Genomic DNA, 21,293 nt, shown 5'->3' with positions numbered 1-21,293 from the left:
TTTGGTCCATTTCGAGGTACATACCTCTGCTCTTCAATTTTACTTCTGCAAACCTTAAACTTCCTGTCCACTTAACTTCCTAAACCGGATCAGGGACCAGATAATCAATACGGCAAGGACACCGAGGCAGATACTGATACTGAATCGATTGCCCTCATCGAATATGAACATCACCGCAATCACGCTAAGGGCCAGTACGGCCAGTCCAGTTACGTAAGGAAATCCCCACACTTTGAATGTCGGTGTGACAGGGTATCTCTTCCGCAATTTTAACTGGGAAGTGGCGATGCAGATCCATACAAGCATCACGACGAACCCAGGCACTGCGAGCAATACGCGGAACAATTGATCCTGAGCGAACAGTCCAAGCATGGAGCCTCCGAGCAAAATAACGGAACAGACCAAGAGTGTATTTACCGGACTGCCGCTCCGATTGGTTTTGGACAGTGCTTTGGGAGCCTCACCACCCACCGCCATGGAGTGAAGCATCCGGGATGCGCCGTAGATGCCGGAATTGGCAGCCGATAGCACTGCGGTCACCAAAATAAAGTTCATAATATGCGCTGCACCAGGCAGACCTGTGGAAGCCAGTACTTGTACGAACGGACTGCTGTCTGGTCCGAGCTCATTCCATGGAATCAGACCACAGATGATGAGAATCGGCAGCGTGAAGAACAAAATAATCCGGAGCATGAAATTGCCCACAATTTTCGGCATGACCTTGTCCGCATTTTCCGTCTCCGTCAGCGTCAGACCAATGAGTTCCGAACCTCCATACGAGAACATGACCACCAGCAGCGCGGAGAAGATCGATGACCATCCATTCGGAAGGAAACCTCCGGCTTGCGAATAATTTTGCAGATAAGGCGTGTTATCACTTGGAATAATGCCAAAGATCAATGCAGCACCCAGCATAATAAATATAATGATCATGGCAATCTTGATGCCTGCCAGCCAAAACTCAAACTCCCCGAACACCCCAACACTCAGCAGATTGACGAGCATAATAAATGCCGCGCATGCCAGACTCAGCATCCATAGCGGCACTTCCGTGAACCAATATTGCAAGAAGCTCCCCGCAGCAATTACCTCAATGACACATACGGATAACCATAGGAAGCAGTACATCCACCCCATAACGAAGGAAACCCTGCTACCGAATGCTTCCTGCACGAAGTCCTTCATGTTTTTGTTTTTATAGACGGTAGCCATCTCCGCCATCGCTGCCATTACAACGAGCAGTAACAGTCCTGCAAAGATGTACGTTAGAATAACGCCCGGACCTGCGAGTCCGATCGTTTCGGCACTGCCTTTGAAAATTCCGGTTCCAATGACACCGCCCATGGCCATGAAGCTGATGTGTCTTGGTTTAAGCTTTTTCTGTAATGTTCCTTCTGTCTGAGCCAATTCAAGTCCTCCTGATGTCAACAACGTCTGTAATCTTCTCTCAAGCTTTTATAACATAATTTCCAGTATACCCTATTGTTCATGCCTCAGCACAGAGATTCGTTATGGCAAATTCATTCAATTCATCGGCCACGCCAAAAAAACCAGAACCCGACGTAGGCAGAATCCTGGTTGATTACCCTTTTGTAAATGAAATTGAAACAACGAGGAGAACTATTCGAGCGGTGATAACTCCTTCGTCATAAATGCACTATTCGGGTCCAATACATAATCGGCAAAAGGCTCGCAGTATTCGAATCCAAAGTCTTCATACATCCGGCGTGCCGGGATAAACGAATCCATCGACCCGGTCTCCAGACTAATGCGCTTGTACCCCCGACTTCTGGCAACCTCAATGATGTGAGTCAGGATTTGTCTCGCTACGCCTTTTCGGAGATGAGCCTTGGCTGTACGCATCGATTTCAGTTCGGCATGCTCGGCGCTCAATTCCTTCATGGCTCCACATCCCAGCAATTCTTCACCTTCCCATGCGCACCAGAATGTAATCTCGGGTTTCTTCAACCCATCCAAATCCAGTGCATGTATGCTTTCTGGCGGTGAATCCTCGGCCATGCCCAGCAAATGTTCTGCGATTAACCCCTTAACCTGATCCCCACTCAAATCATCCACTCTGATCTCCATAACAACCACTCCTGCCAACAATTTTGGTGTATTCCATTGCTGTTTTTAAACTTTATGATTTCATCTTACTACCGTGGCAGGTTTACTGACAAGAGATTAAGAAAACCCACTGAAATGCATATTGTGATCCCCTAAAATTTCCAGTATGATGGGGCTATCTGATTTTTCCAAAGGGGCGAAGATATCGAGCAGCAACCATACAGTTCATTTTCGTACTGAGGTGAAGCGAGCTTCATTTATCTTCAAAGGAGACCAACATGACACTGACAACGGACAACCTGTTCTATAGCAAACGATTGAAAATGACACCTCCACGTGAGGGAGACGTGCAGACAATGCTGCAATGGAATGAAGATCCGGAGTATCTTCGTAATGTGGATACCGATATCGCCATTCCCTACTCGGAGAAGCAATTGGAGGATGAGGGGGAAACGAAAAACAAAGAAGTATACTTCAGGCTTCGAACACACGAAGAGGATACATTGATCGGTTTTGTCGTCATTCACAGCATTGAATGGAATAATCGCTGCGGGCAGCTGGCCATCGGCATTGGACTCGCCGAACATCGCAACAAAGGGTATGGAACAGAAGCGTTGCATCTGATTTTGCGATATGCCTTCCATGAGATGAACCTCGATCGTGTGGGGCTGGACGTCATTTCCTATAATGCAAAAGGGATTCGTGCCTATGAGAAGGCCGGTTTTCAGTTGGAGGGACGAGCACGCTCTGCGGTATACCGGGACGGACGGCGTTATGACCGCCTGATGATGGGCATTCTGAAGCCGGAGTGGGAAGCACTTAATCCAATACAAATGGAGGATGAACAATAATGACCTTGAATACAGAAGTCACGGAGTTTATCGAACAGATCTCAATCCCCTGGCAAATCGCCGTAGCAGGACAATTACGCCAGCTCGTGCACGATTCCATTCCGGACGCGCAGGAGCGCATACAATACAAGAAGCCTCACTTCCTGAAGAACGGCAAATATGCCGCGGTCATCTCTCCTTCCAAGCAGGCGGTATCCTTCACCATCTTTAATGCGGCTGCTCTTTGATCTGCCCGATGGAGTATTTGAAGGACCAGCAGAACGCAAAACGATTAAAATCAAGGAAAAGGATACGCCGGATTATGAATGGCTAGCTGGTCTCCTGACGCAGGCATCTGCAGAATTGTAGAAGGATATACAATTGGGGGCTGTAATTGATCAGATCTAGTGAGCGGGCGAGATCTTATTCCTGCACGTGAGCGTCAGCTTGATTGTTACTTTAATTGAATCATATTTATGATTCTTATTATCTAATTCCCACTGACGTTCACGGCCAATATGGGAGATCCCGTTAGAATTCGAAGATAACAAAAAAACAGGTTAATCATGAGGGAATCTCACCCTAATCAACCTGTTGATGTACCCGATTAGTTATTTGGAAGATTAAAGCAAATGTATAGATGTAGAATAATTAAGTCGCACAGAAATTAATCAGCTTTCAAACTTAAGATATATTCTACTCTTGATTTAGCAGAATCGCTTGTTTCCCTGATTGTATATTCCCCTTTATTATCAATTAACTTTTTACAATTTTGAATGTCTTGCATCAGCATTTCAATTTCATTTTTATCAATATGCTCTTCAAATTTAGTATTTTCCAGGTAACTATCTAGTCTAGAATATATAAAATCAGCAATTTCTTTATACTTCAAACTTTCTATTGCAATTGAAATAAAATATAACGTTTTAGTAAACAAACTATCGTTTACTCTTCTCCATTCCTCCTCTAAAATTTTCGCTGAAGTCTGTGCTACATTTAAACCTTCCTCTTCTGTATATTCCTCAAAACCGAATACTACTGCATCCTTTATTCTTTCATAGCCCATCACGTTCATAATATCACACCCTCATCTCATATTTAGAAGAACAACTTTGACAGGGGTGGATTGGGACAAGCCTTTAGTCAATCTACAGATGATCGGTATCAAAAGTGTTACTTTAGTTGTAGGTAGTTTTTTGGATGGAGAAGCAATATAGATTCATCATTCGGCATCTAGTTAAGATTGCTGATACGTCACCGCAGTCATCTGACACGGCTCACATAGAAACATATAATACATACCCTCGCCATACTCCTCGATCTGCGCCCAGTCTACCTGCCCAACCGCCTTCATGGTTGTGGAGCAGCAGGGACAGACCGGATACGCTGCATCCTGAACCCATCCGGGATGACCGCCAATCTGGGATAGTGATGGTTCCATGGCCCACTCACTGCCATGGAAGGCCTGACGGGGCTCTGTCGCAATGTAGAATGAATCACCAGCATCCGGGGCAGGTTCAAACGAGTTTTCCGGATCGATGTCATCCATTCCTACTGGCATGACATTGTGGGAACTCCAGAAGGGCTCCCCTGCTGATCTTGTCTCCATATAGACCACACCGTAGCAGCTGCAGTTAACACAAGTTCGAATCTGTAGCTTTTCGGCTTGCCAGGAAACATTTTGCAAGGCCGGATGTCCGACATCCAGAGCAACCAAAGTGGTTAAAGCGGTTCCACACCATGGACAACTGTCGGTACTTGTTTGAAGCATTTGAATGGGTACGCCGCTTGAAGCCGCAATCGTTCCATCCTCATCCTTACTTTTATATAATGAATAACTTGGGCTGATGAACAATTCTCTCCGATTCCCGTCCTTGGTGAGTTCCCACCCAGCTTCTAAGGTGTATTGTTCTGGTCTCACATATAACTGATCTGCCCAGGCCGGCGGAGACTGCTTCCACTGCCAGAACTGCTCCACGATTACCTCATCGCCGATATAGGCTAACATAATCAGGATATGGTTACGATTCTCGTCATCGTTGTGCACCTGCTGCAGGAGCTGATCCCGCACTTTCGCTGAAGCACTTTTATACAGGATGGCAGGATAGTAGATCTCCTGCTCCAACAGCTCGGGAATCTGTGCAGCGAGCGAGATATCATGGTAACAGACCAGATACAGCAGAATGTCTTTGCCGGTATCGATATCATCTGTACGAATCAACTCCATTGCATAGTCTGTCATCGCTTCCTGCTGCTCGGCAGAAAGTGACAGGTAGACTTGCTCTTGAGAGCCTTCATAAGGCAAATATTGAATTAATGGATCGCGTACATGAGGTGTATGCATGATTTTCAGAATCTCCACCGGGTCATGCACTCCCTCATACAAATTCACGTCCCGTCGATTCGCTTCAATGTATTTCCGTCGTTCCTCCCGCTCCATCTCCTGCTTGCAGGGCATGCAGTACCCACCTGTCTTGGCCGCGGTTGCCGGTAAAATCGTATTGGTGCATCCTTCACGGATACATGGAATGCGTTCTGTCATTCCTTTGTGCCTCCTCTGCCGTCTGATCGATATACCCCCGAGTATATCACAGGAAAATCATGGGTTCTAATAGACCCTAATGCTCAGAGTATCCCCCATGTGAAAAAGCACGCCACAATTTGTGGCGTGCCGCTTATTACTGATATCGCTTCGTCCCGAAACCACAATTCACCTTAGTGATGTCCCAGCTGGTCCTTGGTAAATTCATAAAAGGCTACGGCATCTTCACTGCTGGCAAAGCCTGCCTGAGCCATTCTGTCACTGCCCCCGCCTTTGCCCTGGTAGGCTCCGAGATTGCCCTTGAAGAATGGACCACAAGACCACTCCGGCGGCTGCCCGTTCTGAGCCAGAACAACCTTGGCCTCCGAGATGCTGGCAAAGAGCACGATGCCCTCATGTTCTTCCGTCAGCTTGGTCGCCAGGCTCTGCATGTCCTTGAGGGATTTGTCCTCGAATACCTGGGCAATAACCAAACCTTCCCGTGCAGATAGGAGTTCCTGCGCATAATACGCATCATTGGTCGATTTGACTGTACTCAGCTCGGACAGAAGCTGTTTTTGGTCTGTTTCCATTTTATCGATACGGTCAAGCAGCTCTTCCCTGCTGGTTTTTAATTTCACCGAAATCCCGTTTAACACCTGCTGTGCTGCCGTGAATTCGTTTAATGCTCTGAATCCACATTTGAAATAGATGCGTGTGCCACCTTTAACCTTCTCCGTTTTCAGCAGCTTAAGGATGCCGATCTCGCCTGTTGCCGCCACATGTGTGCCGCCACAAGCGTTGTATTCCACACCCTCCATCTCGACAATACGAATGTCCTCTGTCACAGAAGGCTGCTTCACGAGCGGCAGACGCGCTGCTTCCTCTGCAGTGACCCAGGAGCTGCTAATGCGGGCATTGCGGTAAATCTGGCGGTTCACTTCTTGCTCAATGGCTGTCAATTGATCCGCTCGAAGTTCTGTAGCGGCTACATCAATCGTTGCATAATCGGTCCCCAGATGGAAACTGAGCGTCATCGCATCAGCCAGCTTCAACGTGATGGCTGACAACAGATGCTGCCCTGTGTGGTGCTGCATATGATCGAATCTGCGCTCCCAGTCAATCTCGCAGTGAACCTCCTTCTGCTCAGGCGCCTGCTCGACTTTATGCCATACCTCGCCATCTTCGATGTTTACATCAAGAACAGCGACACCTCCGATTCGGCCCAGGTCACAGGGTTGTCCACCCCCATGCGGATAAAATGCCGTCTCCGCGAGTGTAATATATGTACCGTCTTCCTTGTCCAATCTGCCGGTAATTTGTGTATGCCAATTCCGCGTATATGCGGAGTCGTAATATAACTTTTGTGTCATTAACTGATCCTGATCCCTTCTCGTTCAATTTGAGTGCTGATCCATTCACATTCCTTACGTATCTGTTCTACAGATTACACTATTTGGTATTAAGACACCAAATTTCTGCCCTGCCGCTATAGCTTCTTAAACAAAAAGACCACTCTGTAACCAAGCTACAGAGTGGTCTTTCTTACTTACATTTAACAAAATTTTGGATATAAATCCAAACCTTCATTCGATTGAATTAAACCAGATTCCAGAAAAGAGCTGTATTGGCTACCGTAATCATCGTAAACAGAAGCGTATTTACCAGAGCAGCAACCCACACATTATTGGTTTTTTCAAACAATTTGCGTGCGTACACGGCTGCAATCACCAGGCACGGAATCAGCGCAAACAGCAGAATGGCATTCAACGCTTGCCCAGGGTACATGGCTACACCCGTGGTGAAATCCAAACCATATTGAAGAGCCATCCAGAGGACCAGTCCCCCAACGTTCAAGACGATGGACAGGAACATGCCTCCTCGTTTGCCGCGTGTATTGGCATTGAGCGCTACTGTACTTACGAAGAAGTATACAAGGAAAAACGGTGCATAGCGCAAAGCTGTAATGAAATGCTCGCTCTCGAACGTCCGTACTGCAAACGTCCAGATCCGGAAATCCGTTCCAAAGATCGCCTGCACTGCAAACAGTAGTGCATAACCAATCACGACCGCAAGAACCGCAGTGACTAGACTGGCAATAATCGTGACCACATTCAGGCTAATGCCATAATCGCTGAAACGGGTTCCTGCATCCTTTTTGGAGAAATAATGGAAGGCAAACGTCACTACAATCATAATTAGCGCGGATACCAGAGCCCAGTAAACAATCTGGTTCGTTGTCGGTTCATTGAAATACGTGCTTGTAACCACAATCTGATCGGCGTAATTGAATACAAGCCACATGACAAGAGATACAATGGCGAGAAGCACGCTGCCTACAGCGATATTCTTCATTCGGCTGCTGGCCTGATAGTCGGTTTTCTTGCTGCTCGCCAGGATGAATCCAATCACTGCCCCCAGCACGCTTGCAATCAACAGGACCAGGGCAATGATGCGGAGCACATTCAATCCGTTTGCTTCTTTGTCCATCAGAGTCGGGAACAGAATTGCCGGAATTAGAGTACTGAAAACAATTGCAATCCAATAGATTGTCTTCTGCACGCCCCCAACTGCAGCCGATACTGTTGCAATCTCACCGCTGATCGCATTACGCAGGAATGGCAGTCTGAGCAGCAGCGTTACCAGCGGAACAATCATCAGGAAGAAACCGATCAGGGCTACAAAGTTGAAGGCTTCCTTCGCCCACCAGATCTGATTGCCGGAATCCAGATCGACATGGGTTTGATTCGGTGAAGTTACACCTTCGAATGCATGCGCATAGAAGTCGATCAAATGTCCGGTTGTCGTTCCCGAGAAATGATTCCATGGGTGGGTCTGATTCGGTGTAAACATGATATGTTCACCTGTTTGGGATGGACGTACGACTGTACCTTCTACAGTCAAATCACCCGACTCCACCGGGATAAACTTGCCTGTCTCTCCTCTTGCAGCATCAGGCGCGAGTCCCAGGAAGGCTTTACCAGAAGCTGTTGCCGCGAAGTCCTTGCGTGTGACTGTGCCTTGAACTTCTTTTTCCTCAGCCGTTTTCTCTTCATCCGATTTGTTGAAGAAAAACTCGTCATATTGTCCGGCAATCATGCCCACTGTCCGGCTGCCGTAAGCAGCTTGGAGCTGATCCTGTGGTGCGACCGCTGCTGCATAAGAATAGTCAGAACCAACCGAGATTCCGGCATGAATCATCCGGTAACCTGTTTGCAATGCATTCATCTCATCCATATACATGGATAACAAAGTAGAGAAACCACCCATGGAATGGCCGCTGACAGATACATAGGCGTTGCCTTGATCATCTTTTTTGGTGAAATCCTGTTCATAGATATACTTTGCTGCGTCATACTGGGAATAGATCCAGAAGGTACTGAACAGATCCTTGACCGGAATATCTCCGCTCCAACGTGAATCCCCATGATCGTACATGTCCAGTGCGAGCACAATATAACCGCGTCTCGACATTTCAATTGCAGGGGCGTCCTGCATTTCCTTGGTATTCAGATACCCATGAGTCGTGATAATGACAGGCCGTTTGTCATCCGCACCCGCGCCTTTTGGCATGTATAGCAGGCCCGACAAGGTACCGTGATCTGCTTCGAATTTGATTTCTTTGACTTTAACGGAATAAAAGGATGTGTTGAACATCCCGGCAAACAAGCTGCCGAAAATGACCAAAACTAGTGATAAAACCAGCAACCCCTGCGGTTTTTTCAAGAATGATGTGACTGCTCTCATAATAACTCCTTTATCGCTATGAAATGTTAATCCTATGAATGTATGAACGGACTTACTCTTGTGATGCTTGGATAATGTAACAATACACATGTAAAAATAGACTTAAGTATGGTTGAAAAAGGCACACATAAAGACGCCGGACGTCCGGCGCCGTTACCTGTGTCGCTTGCTGCTTATTCTTGCTTAACATTAGCTTCCACATCTTTTTTTGCTATAAACGATCTGATTTAACCGACTCTCTCTATTTCATTGACTCGGACAGCTCTGTGAAAATAACTCCCAGTGCGTATGCACCGGCATCCGGATACCCCAGACTGCGATCTCCAACCGTACCTGCACGGCCCATGCGTGCCACGATGTCTTCGGTTTTCTTCGCACCTTCAACTGCCGCTTGTGCCCCTTTGGCAAATGCGGTTTTGAAGTCATCACCGGCATTTGCACTTTGTGTCCAGGAATCGGCACAAGGCACGAGTGCATCAATCAGCGTCTTGTCGCCTACGACTGCGCCGCGTCCGAAGGAACGCTCACCCGTGGATTGAATGCCTTGCACGGCTGCTTGCATCATTTCGGCAAATTCGGATATCGTCAGCTGCTGTTTATCTCCTACAGCCTTGCCCGCTGCGCGGAATGCCGAACCCCAGATTGGGCCGGATGCCCCGCCGCAATATTCCATAATGACAAGAGAACATGCATCCAGGAACGAACCGATATCCTTCTTCTCTTCACTGATAATATGATTCCATTCGCGTTTCAGCTGACGGAATCCCTTCGCCACGCTCATCCCGAAGTCGCCATCTCCCGCATGAGAATCGAGCTCACAGAACGGTACCTCGTTCTTGATGATGATCTCACCCATCTTATCGATCAGGTACACGATGTTGTCCAGGGAGAATTGGTTGTTGTTAATAACTGCAGCCGATGTAGGTGTCTCCACTTCATAGGAAACCGGAGCGTCTTCACCTACAACTGCTTCAAGTGCTTCAGAGTAGGCTGCTTGTGCAGCCGGAGGACCGGAAACCTTGAATGCAGGTGTGTCACTTTCCTTAAATAACAACGACTTGAGTTCATCATCCAGCTTCAGGATCGTCAGCGATGCGCCAGCCATATCGATGCTGGTCATGTAATTGCCAACAAAGGTGGTGGCTACTTGCAGCCCCGAACGGCCTGCCAGCTCGCGCTGAACGGAATTGTTAAGCAAGTATAGTTCCTGCAGCGGTGTTGCACCAAATCCGTTCACGAGGACGGCAATCTCTGCGGATGTGTCGCCACCCAGCTTCATGTCTGCCAGCAGGGCTTCAACCATCCGCCCGGCCAGCTCATCGGCAGAAACGATTTTCTCGCGGCGAATTCCCGGTTCACCATGGATTCCTACACCGAACTCCATTTCATCGTCCGCAATTTCGAACGTTGGTGTTCCTTTGGCAGGTACGGTGCAGGACGTGAATCCAAAACCAATACTGCGTACGTTCTGGGCTGCCTTCTCGGCAACCAGCTTCACTTCTGCCAGACTGCGCCCTTCTTCAGCCGCAGCACCGGCAATTTTATGCACCAGAACCGTTCCGGCTACACCGCGGCGTCCTACGGTGTAGAGACTGTCCTGCACAGCAATGTCATCTTCAACACGCACATACTGTACATCGATACCATCTTCCTCCGCCAGATGTGCAGCATTCTTGAAATTCATCATGTCACCGCTATAGTTCTTGATGATTAAGAGAGTGCCCTTGCTGCTGGCCGTTGCCTTAATTGCCTGGTACACCTGAATCTGGGAGGGAGATGCGAATACATCTCCACATACCGCAGCATCCAGCATGCCTTTCCCCACATAGCCAGCGTGAGCCGGTTCATGGCCACTGCCGCCGCCGCTGATGAGACTGACTTTGTCCGCATTAATCTCTCTGCGTTTAATGACCTTATACTTTTTCAAAAATTCAAGCTCCGGGTGCGCCAGCGCAATCCCGTTGCACATTTCCATCACGACATTTTCAGCCTGATTGATAATTTTCTTCATTACATTGCCTCCCAGCGAGCTTTGTATTCCCGTCCCATACGGTCAGCCGCTGCAATGGCAGCAGCCACTTCAGGAACGGTGATCGGGAACGGCATAGCGTGAATGGATTCTTCCGGAATACATGCGATTTCTGCCACTTTCAGCAGCTCTTCTTGAGTAATGGTATCTACACCGATATCCGCCAAGCTTACAGGCAGTCCTACGGCGAGGCAGAAGTCCATGACTTCATGCAGCTCTTCGGTTGGAGCATTTTCAAGGACGAGCTGTGCAATCGTACCGAAGGATACTTTTTCACCATGGAAGAAGTGATGTGTTCCCTCCAGAACCGTCAATCCGTTGTGGATGGCATGTGCTGCGGCCAGACCGCCACTTTCAAATCCAAGACCTGACAACAGAATGTTGGTCTCAACGATATTTTCCAGTGCTTGAGTTACAACGTTGCTGTCGCTGGCTACTTTAGCTTTTGCTCCGTCCGTCAGCAGCATTTCATAACACAATTTTGCCAGCGCCAGTGCTGCATTCGTACCTACAGCAGACGGAGTATACCCTTCGCGGGATCCCATTGGCAGACTTGCGTTTACACGGGAATACGATTTCGCTGTTGCTCTTGCTTCGAAGTACGTAGAAAGCGCGTCTCCCATACCGGATACCAGGAAGCGTGTTGGTGCGTTAGCGATTACGGTTGTATCCACCAGCACTACACTTGGGCTTTGTTTGAAATATGCATAGTCATCAAAAGATCCTTCTGGTGTATACAATACCGCCGAGTGACTTGTTGGCGCATCAGTAGCAGCAATGGTTGGGCAAATGATCAACGCTTCGCCTTCCGCCACGCATTTGGCTGCATCAATGGCTTTACCGCCTCCAAGACCGATGGTGCAGGTGCATCCTTTTTCCTTCGCAATTTCCTGCAGACGAGCCACTTCCTGACGGGAGCACTCCCCTCTAAAACCGCTTTCAACAAAAGTAATATTGAACTTTTCTGCTGTTGCATCAAGCTTCGCCTTTACACGCTGTACATCATCCGGATGTGCGATCAACAAAGCGGAATCTCCGAAGGATTTTACAAAGTAACCAAGGTTCAACAGTTCATCTTCGCCTTGCACATATTTGGTTGGGCTGATAAATGCTTTTCTCATAATGATATGCCTCCTAAAGATAGTTAATAGGGTGGTCGAGTCAATGCATCAAATTTGAATGGTTCACAATTAATCTAAATATATCTCATGAATGCGAGAGACACATTGGACTTTGATAACAAATTATTATAACTTCCAATCGTAATTTTTTGCTTTTTTCTGAAATCATGGTATGTTATTGTCATTGGATGGTTGAATGTTGACATCATCTTACATTACCCGTTTGCATCCTATTCTAATATGTACAACTTGCTAACTTTTTAGCGCTTAAGGGTCATTCATCAGGTTAGCTATGGAGGTTCACACAATGATTAAAGAATACTTGCACATTAATAAAATCCTCGACCTAAATAAATGGAAGCGCCTACAGGATTCACTGGCGAATGTAACCAAACTGGCCATCCTGACCGTCGACTACAAAGGCATTCCGGTGACCAGTCACAGCAGCTGCCAAGCGTTCTGCCAAAATGTACGCAAAGATCCCGAGCTTCTTCCCTACTGCCAAAAGTGCGATTCGCGTGGCGGGCTGGAAGCGGTTCGGTTGAATGAACCTTATGTATACTTGTGTCATTTTAATATTATCGATATCGCCATTCCTATCACCATCGATGGAAAATACATCGGAGCCGTAATGGCAGGGCAAGTTAAACTTGCAGATCCGGACAAAGGCACCGATCTGGAACAGATCGTCTCTTCGAAAAACGTGCCCATGCATGAATCGAAGCTGCAGGAACTTCAGGATGATTATGATCAACTACCTGTAATGACCTATGAAGAGATTGTAAAAATCTCCAACATGCTGTCCCTGCTGTGCAACTATATTGTAGAGGAAGCTCTCAATAAAAATTTGCTAGTGGAGATGTTCGAGAAGGCTTCCGGCTCCCAGGAATCCGTTAATCTGTCCACGATTTTGCCCGGGTACTCCATTCGCAATATTGAATCCATTAAAAAGGAAATGACCAATGCGATTGCGGATGCCTATCTCAAAAACAGTCCAAGCGATAATGCATGTACCAGCCCTGCGTTACAGCCTGCTTTTGAATATATCCACAGTCACAAGAGTGAACAGGTGACATTGAAACATATGGCAGATCTATGCCACCTTAGTCCAAGCTATTTCAGCAGACTGTTTGCCAAGGAAACCGGTGAGAATTTCACAACCTATCTGGCCAAGCTCAAAATCAAATGGGCCAAGCAATTACTGGAGGTTACCGACATGCCGATCTCACAGATCAGTGATGAGCTGGGGTTCAACGAATCCGGGTATTTTATTAAAATCTTCAAAAAATTCGAAGAGATTACACCGGCCCTATATCGCAAATACATTCAAGAGCAATCTGTTACCTAGTCTGACTATTTCATCTGTTCCTGAACCCAGATCGCAGACTCAGCCAGCATCTCCATCAATCCGTTAAAGTGAGGGGCCACCTCCTGAAATGGATGGTCCCCTGCATAGTCGTGGATAAGCATCAGAACTTTACCTGAATTCTGTTCCAGAACAGCAATGCTTCCTTCCCCAAAACCGCCAATCGGGAACGGATTCAGGTCTTCAGGCAGGTCGTACTCTTTCTTATACTCATGATACGCTTCCACAAAAGCAGGGTATGCCCAGTCCAATTCCTGTACGGAATAGAGCGCAGGATCACCGAAGTGGCAGGCACCATAGTACAGCAGAAGGTCCCGATAAGGCTCGGGAAGAATAACGTTGTGCTTTTGCTCAAAATCAACAATCGTCTGCTCCGATTCCGGCGTACAGCTCTTCCCCATCACGGTCTGATATGCCTGATCCAAAAGAGTCCGAATCGGTTCTAGTGCCTTTGATTCCACGAAACATCCTCCTTTATTAGTAAGATAAAGACCTCCAAATGGCCTCGATATGAGCATAGTTACTGACTAGAGGTCCTCAATATAACTGACTTCTGAGGGAAGCAATTCACCATTGTACTCCCTGTATTCAACTTCAATCGTACCTGTATATGTACCCGGAGAAACTTGCACCGGCATTTCGGCAATCAGCTTGTTTTCCTGAACCCTGTACCTGAGAATACGACCAATGCTTGCCTCATCAAACCACATTTCCGCATCTTCAAAAGGATAAGAATAGACATACTCTTTACCTGCAATGTTCACCGTGTATTCAACCGTTGCCTCGTGATCCTTGTACGTTGAAGACAACGAATTCTGAGCTTTCACGATCGGGTCCCCGACGGGGATTTCGGTCCAATCTTCTTGTAACACATGAATGGCTGAGCCCCGCGCCCCAGTACCTTTTCCAGTCGTAAGTATAATGATGGCTTCATCCTGACCTTTGTCATCTATATTGGTGATAATCACTTCCGGGTAAAAAGCTGGTTCGCTAATGCTTTCCCATGGAAATATTTTTGTTCGGTTGTTCCACGTAAATGCAATTCCGCAGTACATCCCTGGAACAGATTTGGTTGTTGCGCTTAATGTAATGTCTTGTTGATTTTCTTTGATCTCTGCCAATACAGTTTGTTCTTGATTCGGAACAGGAAGATAACTCGGTAAAGCAATGATTGCTGCACAGATTAGTTTGGGTATGAACCCCATGCTCATCATCAAACCTCACTTTGCTATTCATAGTTTTGTCTTTCACTATTACTAACAGTGCTTGGTCCCGTTTAGTTTTGTGAAGTAAAATTAATTTCCTTCGTTATTCCTGGTTGTTATCATCTCCAGCAAGCCACGTAATGCTGCCGATAGATGTTCACTTTGGGCATGTACAAGTCCCACTTCCAACCTGCAGTATGGCTCTGGCAAAGATATCACTGAAACCTCCCCTCTTGATTCGGATTGAACAACCGAAGATCGTGGCAGTAAAGATACCCCTATTCCGGCAGATACACCACTTAGGATCATGTTCAGTGTTCCAAATTCCATTACATTGAGCGTATGGACACCACGGCTATGCAGAAAAGCTTCAGCCTGAATTCTGTGCGTACACCCAATCTCAAAGAACAACATCGGTTTACCTAATACTTCGGCCATCTGATGCAAGCCGGGTTCCGCAATCAGAACCAGTTCTTCATCAAACACCTTGATATAGTTCAGTTCAGGATGATCGACTGGCCCATAGACTAAAGCACCTTGCAGATCATGCTGCATGACCCTCTGATTCAGCTCATGGGTCCCTCCTGTGACAAGTGAAGCCTGTACCTCTGGATAACAGGAATGGTATTTAGCCAGGAATGGAGCAAGGAAGCTGGAGGCCGCTGTCTCAATGGAACCTAAACGAAGCTTTCCTGCAGGTTTACTTCCTGTTTGAGTCGACAATTCTGCTTCATGCAGCAAATCCAGTATTTTATCTGCATACCCGAGCAAATGATCTCCAGCAGGTGTGAGTACCATTCCCCGGTTCGTGCGATGAAAAAGTGGAACTTGAAGTTGACTTTCCAACTGTCTAATCCGCGTTGTAACATTGGACTGCACATAATTCAGTGCCAATGCTGCTTTACTAATACTTCCCTCTCGAGCGACTGTCCGAAATATTTTCAGATCTCCTGCATCCATGATAATCACCTGCTTGCTAGCTATTGTTTTTATTGATACCCACATTCAATTCTGTTCATTTTACGTGAAACCACCCCAACTGTACAATGAGGTTCAATCATGACCTTTAATTACATCAACGGGAGGAATAACATTATGAAAGCTATTATACATTCAGGCCGAAGTGGCCTCAGGGGACTCCAATATACATCATTCACAAGTCGAGCACCGGGGTTCGGCGAAGTCAAAATCCAGTTAAAATCCGCCGGTCTTAACCATCGCGATCTCTTCATTATGGCAGGTCGCACAACCCATGACGCTCCGCTCATTCCAGGCTCCGATGGGGCTGGTATAATAGTAGAAACTGGCGAAGGAGTTGTACACCCTTCTGTAGGTGAAGAAGTCATTATTCATCCAACTCTCGGTTGGAAGTGTGCAGCAGATGTTCCGATTGTACCTGAGATCGTAGGTGGACCAACGGATGGAACACTTGCACAGTATATTACCGTCCCTGCCGAAAATGCTTTACCGAAACCATCTCATCTAACTTGGGAGGAAGCAGGAGTGTTATCCCTATCGGCATTAACAGCCTATCGTGCGTTATTCACCCGTGGCGGTCTTCAGCAGGGAGAACATGTTCTGATTCCCGGCATTGGAGGTGGTGTAGCCACCTATGCTCTTCTCATGGCGGTATCAGCCGGAGCCAAGGTAACCGTAACTTCAAGGAGCGAATTCAAGCGAAATGATGCCATTCGATTGGGAGCTGAACAAGCCTACAGCAGTCATGAGGATTGGAGTCAGCATAACGAACTTAACCCTGTGGATCTGATTTTGGATAGCATCGGACAAGCCCTTTTCCCCCGATATTTCGATATTATCCGACCCGGTGGCCGAATCGTTATGTATGGCGCAAGCTCCGGAGATGATCTGACTCTTCCGATCCGATCCATCTTCTTCCCTCAAGTAAGCCTGATCGGTACTTCCATGGGAAGCCATGAAGAGTTTGTCCGGATGCTGCAATGGGTGGAACATCATAATATACATCCTGTAGTCGATAGAGTGTATGCGCTACAGGACACAGCTAAGGCGTTCGAACGGATGGAAAAGGGTGAGCAGTTTGGCAATCTTGCTATACGGATTGAGTAATAACTTATACTATGAATTATTCAGGAGGTTTTGTTATGTCCGACCATGCACAATTGGTAGAACAGGTTCGCAAGCTGATGAATGCCGAAGGAACCGAAGCGGAACTGGATGATATGCTGACTGAGCTGGAGAAGCAGCTGCCCTATGCGGAGATCAGCAATCTGATTTTCTGGGATGATCGAGACCTGACCCCCGAACAGATCGTGGAAGAGGCACTGGCAGCCCGTCCTATTCAGCTTCCGCCCCAATCCTAGCTTCTCATTCAGGAGGTGAATGATCTACTATGTCTGATGTGAATTATAGTAACTTTGAACAACTAGATTTCGACGCACTCAGTGGAGAAGAAAAGCTGCAGGCTCTTCGTGATTTGACTGAGCTAACGGATAAGCACCTTACGCAGCAAGTTCTTGCTATCGGAATGAATTCTCAAGAAGATGATCTGGTGCGCATCGAAGCCTGGCGTGCCCTTGGTATGGCAAGCCCCTCTGGACTTCTAAATGAAGTCCTGCATGCTGCCGCGCAGCTTGTTCGTGATTCCGACGAAGATGAAGATGTACAAAACTACGCCTTGCAGACTCTAGCCATATTGCCCATCACTGAAGCCGAGATTCAATTGGCTCTTGAGGTTTTGCAGGGCAAGGCCTACATCCTGGTCAAGGGAGCTGCCTTTGCCGTTCTTGCTGCACATCAACACGTTTCCGGTGCTCGAGCTTCGCTAGAATCACTTCAATCCAATCCCGATTTCGGCTCTTCCGCGAAGCGGGTACTACAATCGAACCAAGGAAGTGATAACCCATGAACAAACATGACCCATCTTCCTCTCATGAACATGAAGCGTATAAAAATATGGATCAGACCAAAGCAGCATCGGGAGAACATGCCGTGAAGCCTGTCTACCTGACCCAGGGTGAGATCAATGCTTTGCAGAAAGCGATCATGTTCCTGAAGTTTGAATGCGAGGAAACCGACTCCCTGCTCTACGCGGGCAGTCCTCTGCTGAACAGTGTGCTGGAAAAGGTACGGGATGCGCATGACTATGCCGAGTACACCAAAGACTTTCACTCCCGTCCCAATGAATATGCCGAACGTTTTATGAGAGCCAAACTGGAGCGTTCCTACGCAGAAGAGTTGGCCCCGCGTGAACGAACAGCAGAACAACTGGCTGAAATTCTAGGCGCCTGCATGTACCCTTTTCCAGTGAAATAGTATTCATTATGTCTGAATATCTGCATGATTGGATAGTGATTGTTTAACTGAACTGCTGCTGTGGTAGTTTAAACTCATACCACACTTCTTCCAAATTTTCGTTATAATGTAAGCATTACACCGAGAAACGGGAGGCGAATTATGGAAACCGAAGGTTTACGCAATGTTGAACAGCTAGCCTTGAAGAAGCACAAGATTTACAAACAAAGTTTAATCAGGTACCTCTCACGTTCCATGTTAGCCAGTATGTTTATCGGATTTGGTGTGATCGTGGCGTTTAAGACTGGTAATTTCTTTTATATGGAGCAGTCCCCATTTACATACCCCATGGCAGCACTTACGTTTGGAGCGGCTATTATTCTGATTGCGTATGGCGGGGGTGACCTGTTTACCGGAAATACGTTTTATTACACGTATGCTGCACTCAGGAAGAAGCTGCGCTGGCTCGAAGTCGTGAAGCTGTGGATTGCCAGTTACAGCGGGAATCTGATGGGCGCGGCCGTCTTTGCTCTATTAATCTATCTGACGGGATTATTCGATTCATCTCAGGTCAATGGATTTCTGCTAAGTGTGGTGGAGCACAAGATGGAGGCACCGGCGATGCAGCTCTTTTTCCGGGGAATTCTATGTAACTGGCTCGTGTGCCTGGCGTTCTTCGTGCCGATGTTCATGAAGGAGAACGGCGCCAAAATGTTCGCCATGATGCTGTTTGTCTTCTGTTTTTTCATCTCGGGCTATGAACACAGCGTAGCCAATATGTGCACGTTTGCCATCGCGCTGGTACTGAATCATCCGGGAACGATCTCGTTTGGCGGGGTCATCCATAACCTCGTTCCGGTAACCCTTGGCAATCTGGTGGGGGGCGTGCTGCTGATGGGCTTCATGTATTATGCGGTGAACAAACCTTTTCTCGATGATGAAACTCACTAACGTATGAAAAATCCCCCGCGACCATTCATCTCAAGATGTTGGTTACGGGGGACTTCTATTTTAATTCCAGATGTAACAGAGGAAAAGGATTACCTGAGCCATCCAGCTCCGATCTGCCTGTCTGCACAAATCCCATTCGGGTATAAAACCGGGCAGCTCCCTCGTTTTGTTCATTCACATCCACTTTGAGATCGTTACCCTTGAGGTCAATGGCATGCGCAACAAGCATCCGTCCAACCCCTTGCCCATGCTGCTCCACATCCACGAATAACATCTCAATGTGCTTGCCATCCAGCCCCATAAAACCAACGGGTTCTCCCGCCGAGTCCACCGCTTCCCATACTTCCATGCCTGACAGAGCTTCACTCACCACACTTTTATAGAAGACAATATCCTCTTCGGCCAGAAATGTATGAGTAGCCCGTACAGCTCGTTCCCAAATGGCAACCAGCTTGGCATGATCCAGTGCCCGGTATGATGTAACCATCATTTTTAATTCCTCCCCTCCGATGTAGTGATTATTATATTGCATAACTCCAAGGAGTGGGCAAATCAAATGATGCTTTGCTGACATAAAAGTTGATGTAATGATCGGTCTTATCTACGTTTCATCCCGACTCCGCTATTCGAGTATCCTCCGGCTTCCAGCGAAACGTGACAGCGGATTGAGATGGCAGTGTATATTGAAACGACTCTTCCTCCATGACGACACGGAAAACAGTATCTTCGTTACCTGTGTTAGCTGCAACCAGTACCATGGTTCCATCCGGGTTGCGGAAGGCCACATTCTTCAATTCGTCCCGTTCCTCCGTAGATTGCACTCTTACAGCTCCTGCACGAACGTAACGGCTAAGATGTGCAAGTGCATAATATTCGACATTGCGTGTCACTTCACCCGTTTCCGGATCAATGGTCACTACCCCCCGGCAGTTCGCACAGCCGCCATTGGTCGGTCCACCTTGCGGATCCAGTGCAATATTCCAGAGCAGTACGCTTTGAGCCCAGTTTCGCGGAGCACCGATCATTAGATTGGACATCTGCCAGCCTAAATTTTCGCCAAAATCAGGACTCCAATCCCCCCCGCTGCACTCGGTAAAATAGATATGTTTATCCGGGAAGCGATCATGTACCTCCGTCATGGAGGACGGGTCCCCTTCATAACAATGGAATGCCGAACCATCAATATATGTCGCAGCCGCTTCGTCCCCAAGCACACGGCCCGTGTATTCTACCGCCTGATCCCAGTTGTGGTCATACGTGATGATTCGTGTGTGCAGTCCTGCATCCTGCATGGCAGGCCCAAGGTAATCCCGAATGAACATGGCCTGTTCTTCGGCTCCCATACTCATGCTCGGATAATTAGCTGTAGTGAACTCCGGTTCATTTTGCAAGGTCATTCCATAGATCGGTATCCCCTGTGCCTGATAAGCCTGGATGTATTTTACGAAATAACGTGCATACGCTTCATAAACTTGAGGATTGTTGTAATCGAGATACCAGCCATTCGTTGTCTTCTCGCCATATTTCATCCAGGCCGGGGCGGTCCAGGGTGTGCCCAACACTTTGATGTCCGGTTTCAGCACAGCGATCTGTCTCAACATATTTACCACTTCCTGGTCCTTGTCGATCGAGAAGTGATCCATATTATAATCCATGCCGGACTCGATATCATTATACGTATAACTTGATGGTTCACCAGATGCATTCACCGAATAATCAGAAGCACCAATCGTGTGACGCACCATATCCAGATTCAATCCTTCACTTGTAAACAGCTCCTTGAGTAATCGTTCACGCTGTTCCTGCGGAAGCTGATGAAGTAAATAGGCGGTTGCGCCTGTCATGGCAGCACCAAATCCATCCATCGTTTGATACATCTGGGATGGATCAATGGTGATGGTATGATCTGCTTCGGTATGGTTCGATTCCGTTGCCGTGGTTGTCCAGGGAATCGGCTGCTGCGGTTCCAGAAGATGCTGCTGATCTCCGGTTGTCAGCCATGCTTCAACTGTTGCTGGGCTTTTCCCTATAGGTGGTGGCGGGATGGCATCTTCTTCGCTGCGGTTTGCCATCCACCATGCGCCGAAACCAGCCAGAATACATACCGCGAGCAGCAGGATCATCCATCCTGTTTTCTTCTCGTTCCATCGCGCGTTCATCTCGTCCCCCCTCTCCAAGTGTGGAAA

Annotated in this window: 20 protein-coding genes and 1 pseudogene; 8 read left to right on the top strand and 13 right to left on the bottom strand. The window is 47.4% G+C overall.

From position 1 onward, the window contains the following. Positions 1–54 precede the first annotated feature (54 nt). Together CHI14_RS11890 and CHI14_RS11885 are read right to left on the bottom strand one after the other, a co-directional pair. Positions 55–1,407, bottom strand: a complete 1,353-nt coding sequence (locus CHI14_RS11890) for an amino acid permease (RefSeq protein WP_141236665.1) — start codon at positions 1,405–1,407, stop codon at positions 55–57. Between the two features lie 213 nt (positions 1,408–1,620). Then, a complete protein-coding gene (locus tag CHI14_RS11885) occupies positions 1,621–2,088 on the bottom strand; it encodes a GNAT family N-acetyltransferase (RefSeq protein WP_095288652.1) in 468 nt (155 codons plus the stop codon). Positions 2,089–2,345: 257 nt separating this feature from the next. Here CHI14_RS11885 and CHI14_RS11880 point away from each other — a divergent pair, with 257 nt between their 5' ends. Then, on the top strand, positions 2,346–2,918 hold the full coding sequence (locus tag CHI14_RS11880) for a GNAT family N-acetyltransferase (protein WP_170948106.1): 573 nt from the start codon (positions 2,346–2,348) through the stop codon (positions 2,916–2,918). Between the two features lie 5 nt (positions 2,919–2,923). Then, positions 2,924–3,266 (top strand): annotated as a pseudogene (locus CHI14_RS11875) (DUF1801 domain-containing protein). A 298-nt stretch (positions 3,267–3,564) separates the two neighbouring features. Here the strand turns inward: CHI14_RS11875 and CHI14_RS11870 are convergent. The 6 genes from CHI14_RS11870 to CHI14_RS11845 all read right to left on the bottom strand — a co-directional run bounded on the left by CHI14_RS11870 (position 3,565) and on the right by CHI14_RS11845 (position 12,315). Beyond that, positions 3,565–3,963: a hypothetical protein gene (locus CHI14_RS11870; protein WP_170948105.1), complete on the bottom strand. Its 399-nt coding sequence runs from the start codon at positions 3,961–3,963 to the stop codon at positions 3,565–3,567. Positions 3,964–4,134: 171 nt separating this feature from the next. Beyond that, entirely contained in the window at positions 4,135–5,439 is a 1,305-nt protein-coding gene (locus CHI14_RS11865) for a DUF1963 domain-containing protein (RefSeq protein ID WP_095288650.1), read from the bottom strand. Positions 5,440–5,612: 173 nt separating this feature from the next. After that, on the bottom strand, positions 5,613–6,791 hold the full coding sequence (locus CHI14_RS11860; RefSeq protein ID WP_095288649.1) for an alanyl-tRNA editing protein: 1,179 nt from the start codon (positions 6,789–6,791) through the stop codon (positions 5,613–5,615). Between the two features lie 226 nt (positions 6,792–7,017). Next, complete coding sequence (locus CHI14_RS11855) at positions 7,018–9,144, bottom strand: alpha/beta hydrolase family protein (protein WP_249281076.1); 2,127 nt, start codon at positions 9,142–9,144, stop codon at positions 7,018–7,020. Positions 9,145–9,406: 262 nt separating this feature from the next. Continuing rightward, positions 9,407–11,176: a dihydroxyacetone kinase subunit DhaK gene (gene dhaK, locus CHI14_RS11850; protein ID WP_095288647.1), complete on the bottom strand. Its 1,770-nt coding sequence runs from the start codon at positions 11,174–11,176 to the stop codon at positions 9,407–9,409. Then, a complete protein-coding gene (locus CHI14_RS11845) occupies positions 11,176–12,315 on the bottom strand; it encodes a glycerol dehydrogenase (RefSeq protein WP_095288646.1) in 1,140 nt (379 codons plus the stop codon). The genes dhaK and CHI14_RS11845 overlap by 1 nt, the downstream gene beginning before the upstream one ends. Positions 12,316–12,622: 307 nt before the next feature. Here CHI14_RS11845 and CHI14_RS11840 point away from each other — a divergent pair, with 307 nt between their 5' ends. Beyond that, positions 12,623–13,663, top strand: coding sequence for a PocR ligand-binding domain-containing protein (locus tag CHI14_RS11840; protein WP_095288645.1), 1,041 nt, complete (start codon positions 12,623–12,625; stop codon positions 13,661–13,663). A gap of 5 nt (positions 13,664–13,668) precedes the next feature. Here the strand turns inward: CHI14_RS11840 and CHI14_RS11835 are convergent, their stop codons facing one another. The 3 genes from CHI14_RS11835 to CHI14_RS11825 all read right to left on the bottom strand — a co-directional run bounded on the left by CHI14_RS11835 (position 13,669) and on the right by CHI14_RS11825 (position 15,891). Further along, positions 13,669–14,142: an SMI1/KNR4 family protein gene (locus CHI14_RS11835; RefSeq protein WP_095288644.1), complete on the bottom strand. Its 474-nt coding sequence runs from the start codon at positions 14,140–14,142 to the stop codon at positions 13,669–13,671. Between the two features lie 66 nt (positions 14,143–14,208). Beyond that, positions 14,209–14,892 (bottom strand): hypothetical protein, encoded by a 684-nt coding sequence (locus CHI14_RS11830; protein ID WP_095288643.1) that lies wholly within the window; start codon positions 14,890–14,892, stop codon positions 14,209–14,211. Positions 14,893–14,976: 84 nt separating this feature from the next. Further along, positions 14,977–15,891 carry a LysR family transcriptional regulator gene (locus tag CHI14_RS11825; protein WP_249281075.1) on the bottom strand — a complete coding sequence of 305 codons (915 nt, stop codon included), beginning with the start codon at positions 15,889–15,891 and terminating at the stop codon, positions 14,977–14,979. A gap of 90 nt (positions 15,892–15,981) precedes the next feature. Between CHI14_RS11825 and CHI14_RS11820 the strand changes: the two genes are divergently transcribed. The 5 genes from CHI14_RS11820 to CHI14_RS11800 all read left to right on the top strand — a co-directional run bounded on the left by CHI14_RS11820 (position 15,982) and on the right by CHI14_RS11800 (position 19,107). After that, positions 15,982–16,971 (top strand): quinone oxidoreductase family protein, encoded by a 990-nt coding sequence (locus CHI14_RS11820; protein ID WP_095288641.1) that lies wholly within the window; start codon positions 15,982–15,984, stop codon positions 16,969–16,971. Between the two features lie 35 nt (positions 16,972–17,006). Next, positions 17,007–17,225 (top strand): hypothetical protein, encoded by a 219-nt coding sequence (locus CHI14_RS11815; RefSeq protein ID WP_249281074.1) that lies wholly within the window; start codon positions 17,007–17,009, stop codon positions 17,223–17,225. A gap of 29 nt (positions 17,226–17,254) precedes the next feature. Continuing rightward, positions 17,255–17,770, top strand: coding sequence for a hypothetical protein (locus CHI14_RS11810; RefSeq protein WP_095288639.1), 516 nt, complete (start codon positions 17,255–17,257; stop codon positions 17,768–17,770). After that, positions 17,767–18,177, top strand: coding sequence for a hypothetical protein (locus CHI14_RS11805; protein WP_095288638.1), 411 nt, complete (start codon positions 17,767–17,769; stop codon positions 18,175–18,177). The genes CHI14_RS11810 and CHI14_RS11805 overlap by 4 nt, the downstream gene beginning before the upstream one ends. 141 nt (positions 18,178–18,318) lie before the next feature. Beyond that, positions 18,319–19,107 carry a formate/nitrite transporter family protein gene (locus tag CHI14_RS11800; protein ID WP_095288637.1) on the top strand — a complete coding sequence of 263 codons (789 nt, stop codon included), beginning with the start codon at positions 18,319–18,321 and terminating at the stop codon, positions 19,105–19,107. 55 nt (positions 19,108–19,162) lie between these two features. Here CHI14_RS11800 and CHI14_RS11795 read toward each other — a convergent pair whose 3' ends face one another. Beyond that, a complete protein-coding gene (locus CHI14_RS11795; protein WP_095288636.1) occupies positions 19,163–19,597 on the bottom strand; it encodes an acetyltransferase in 435 nt (144 codons plus the stop codon). Positions 19,598–19,715: 118 nt separating this feature from the next. Further along, positions 19,716–21,266 carry a glycoside hydrolase family 30 protein gene (locus tag CHI14_RS11790; protein WP_249281073.1) on the bottom strand — a complete coding sequence of 517 codons (1,551 nt, stop codon included), beginning with the start codon at positions 21,264–21,266 and terminating at the stop codon, positions 19,716–19,718. Between the last annotated feature and the right edge of the window lie 27 nt (positions 21,267–21,293).

The sequence above is a fragment of the Paenibacillus sp. 7516 genome, assembly GCF_002272715.1.
Classification (GTDB): domain Bacteria; phylum Bacillota; class Bacilli; order Paenibacillales; family Paenibacillaceae; genus Paenibacillus; species Paenibacillus illinoisensis_A.
Note: the sequence above shows the minus strand (reverse complement) of the source record. Positions and strands in the feature narration are given on the sequence as shown.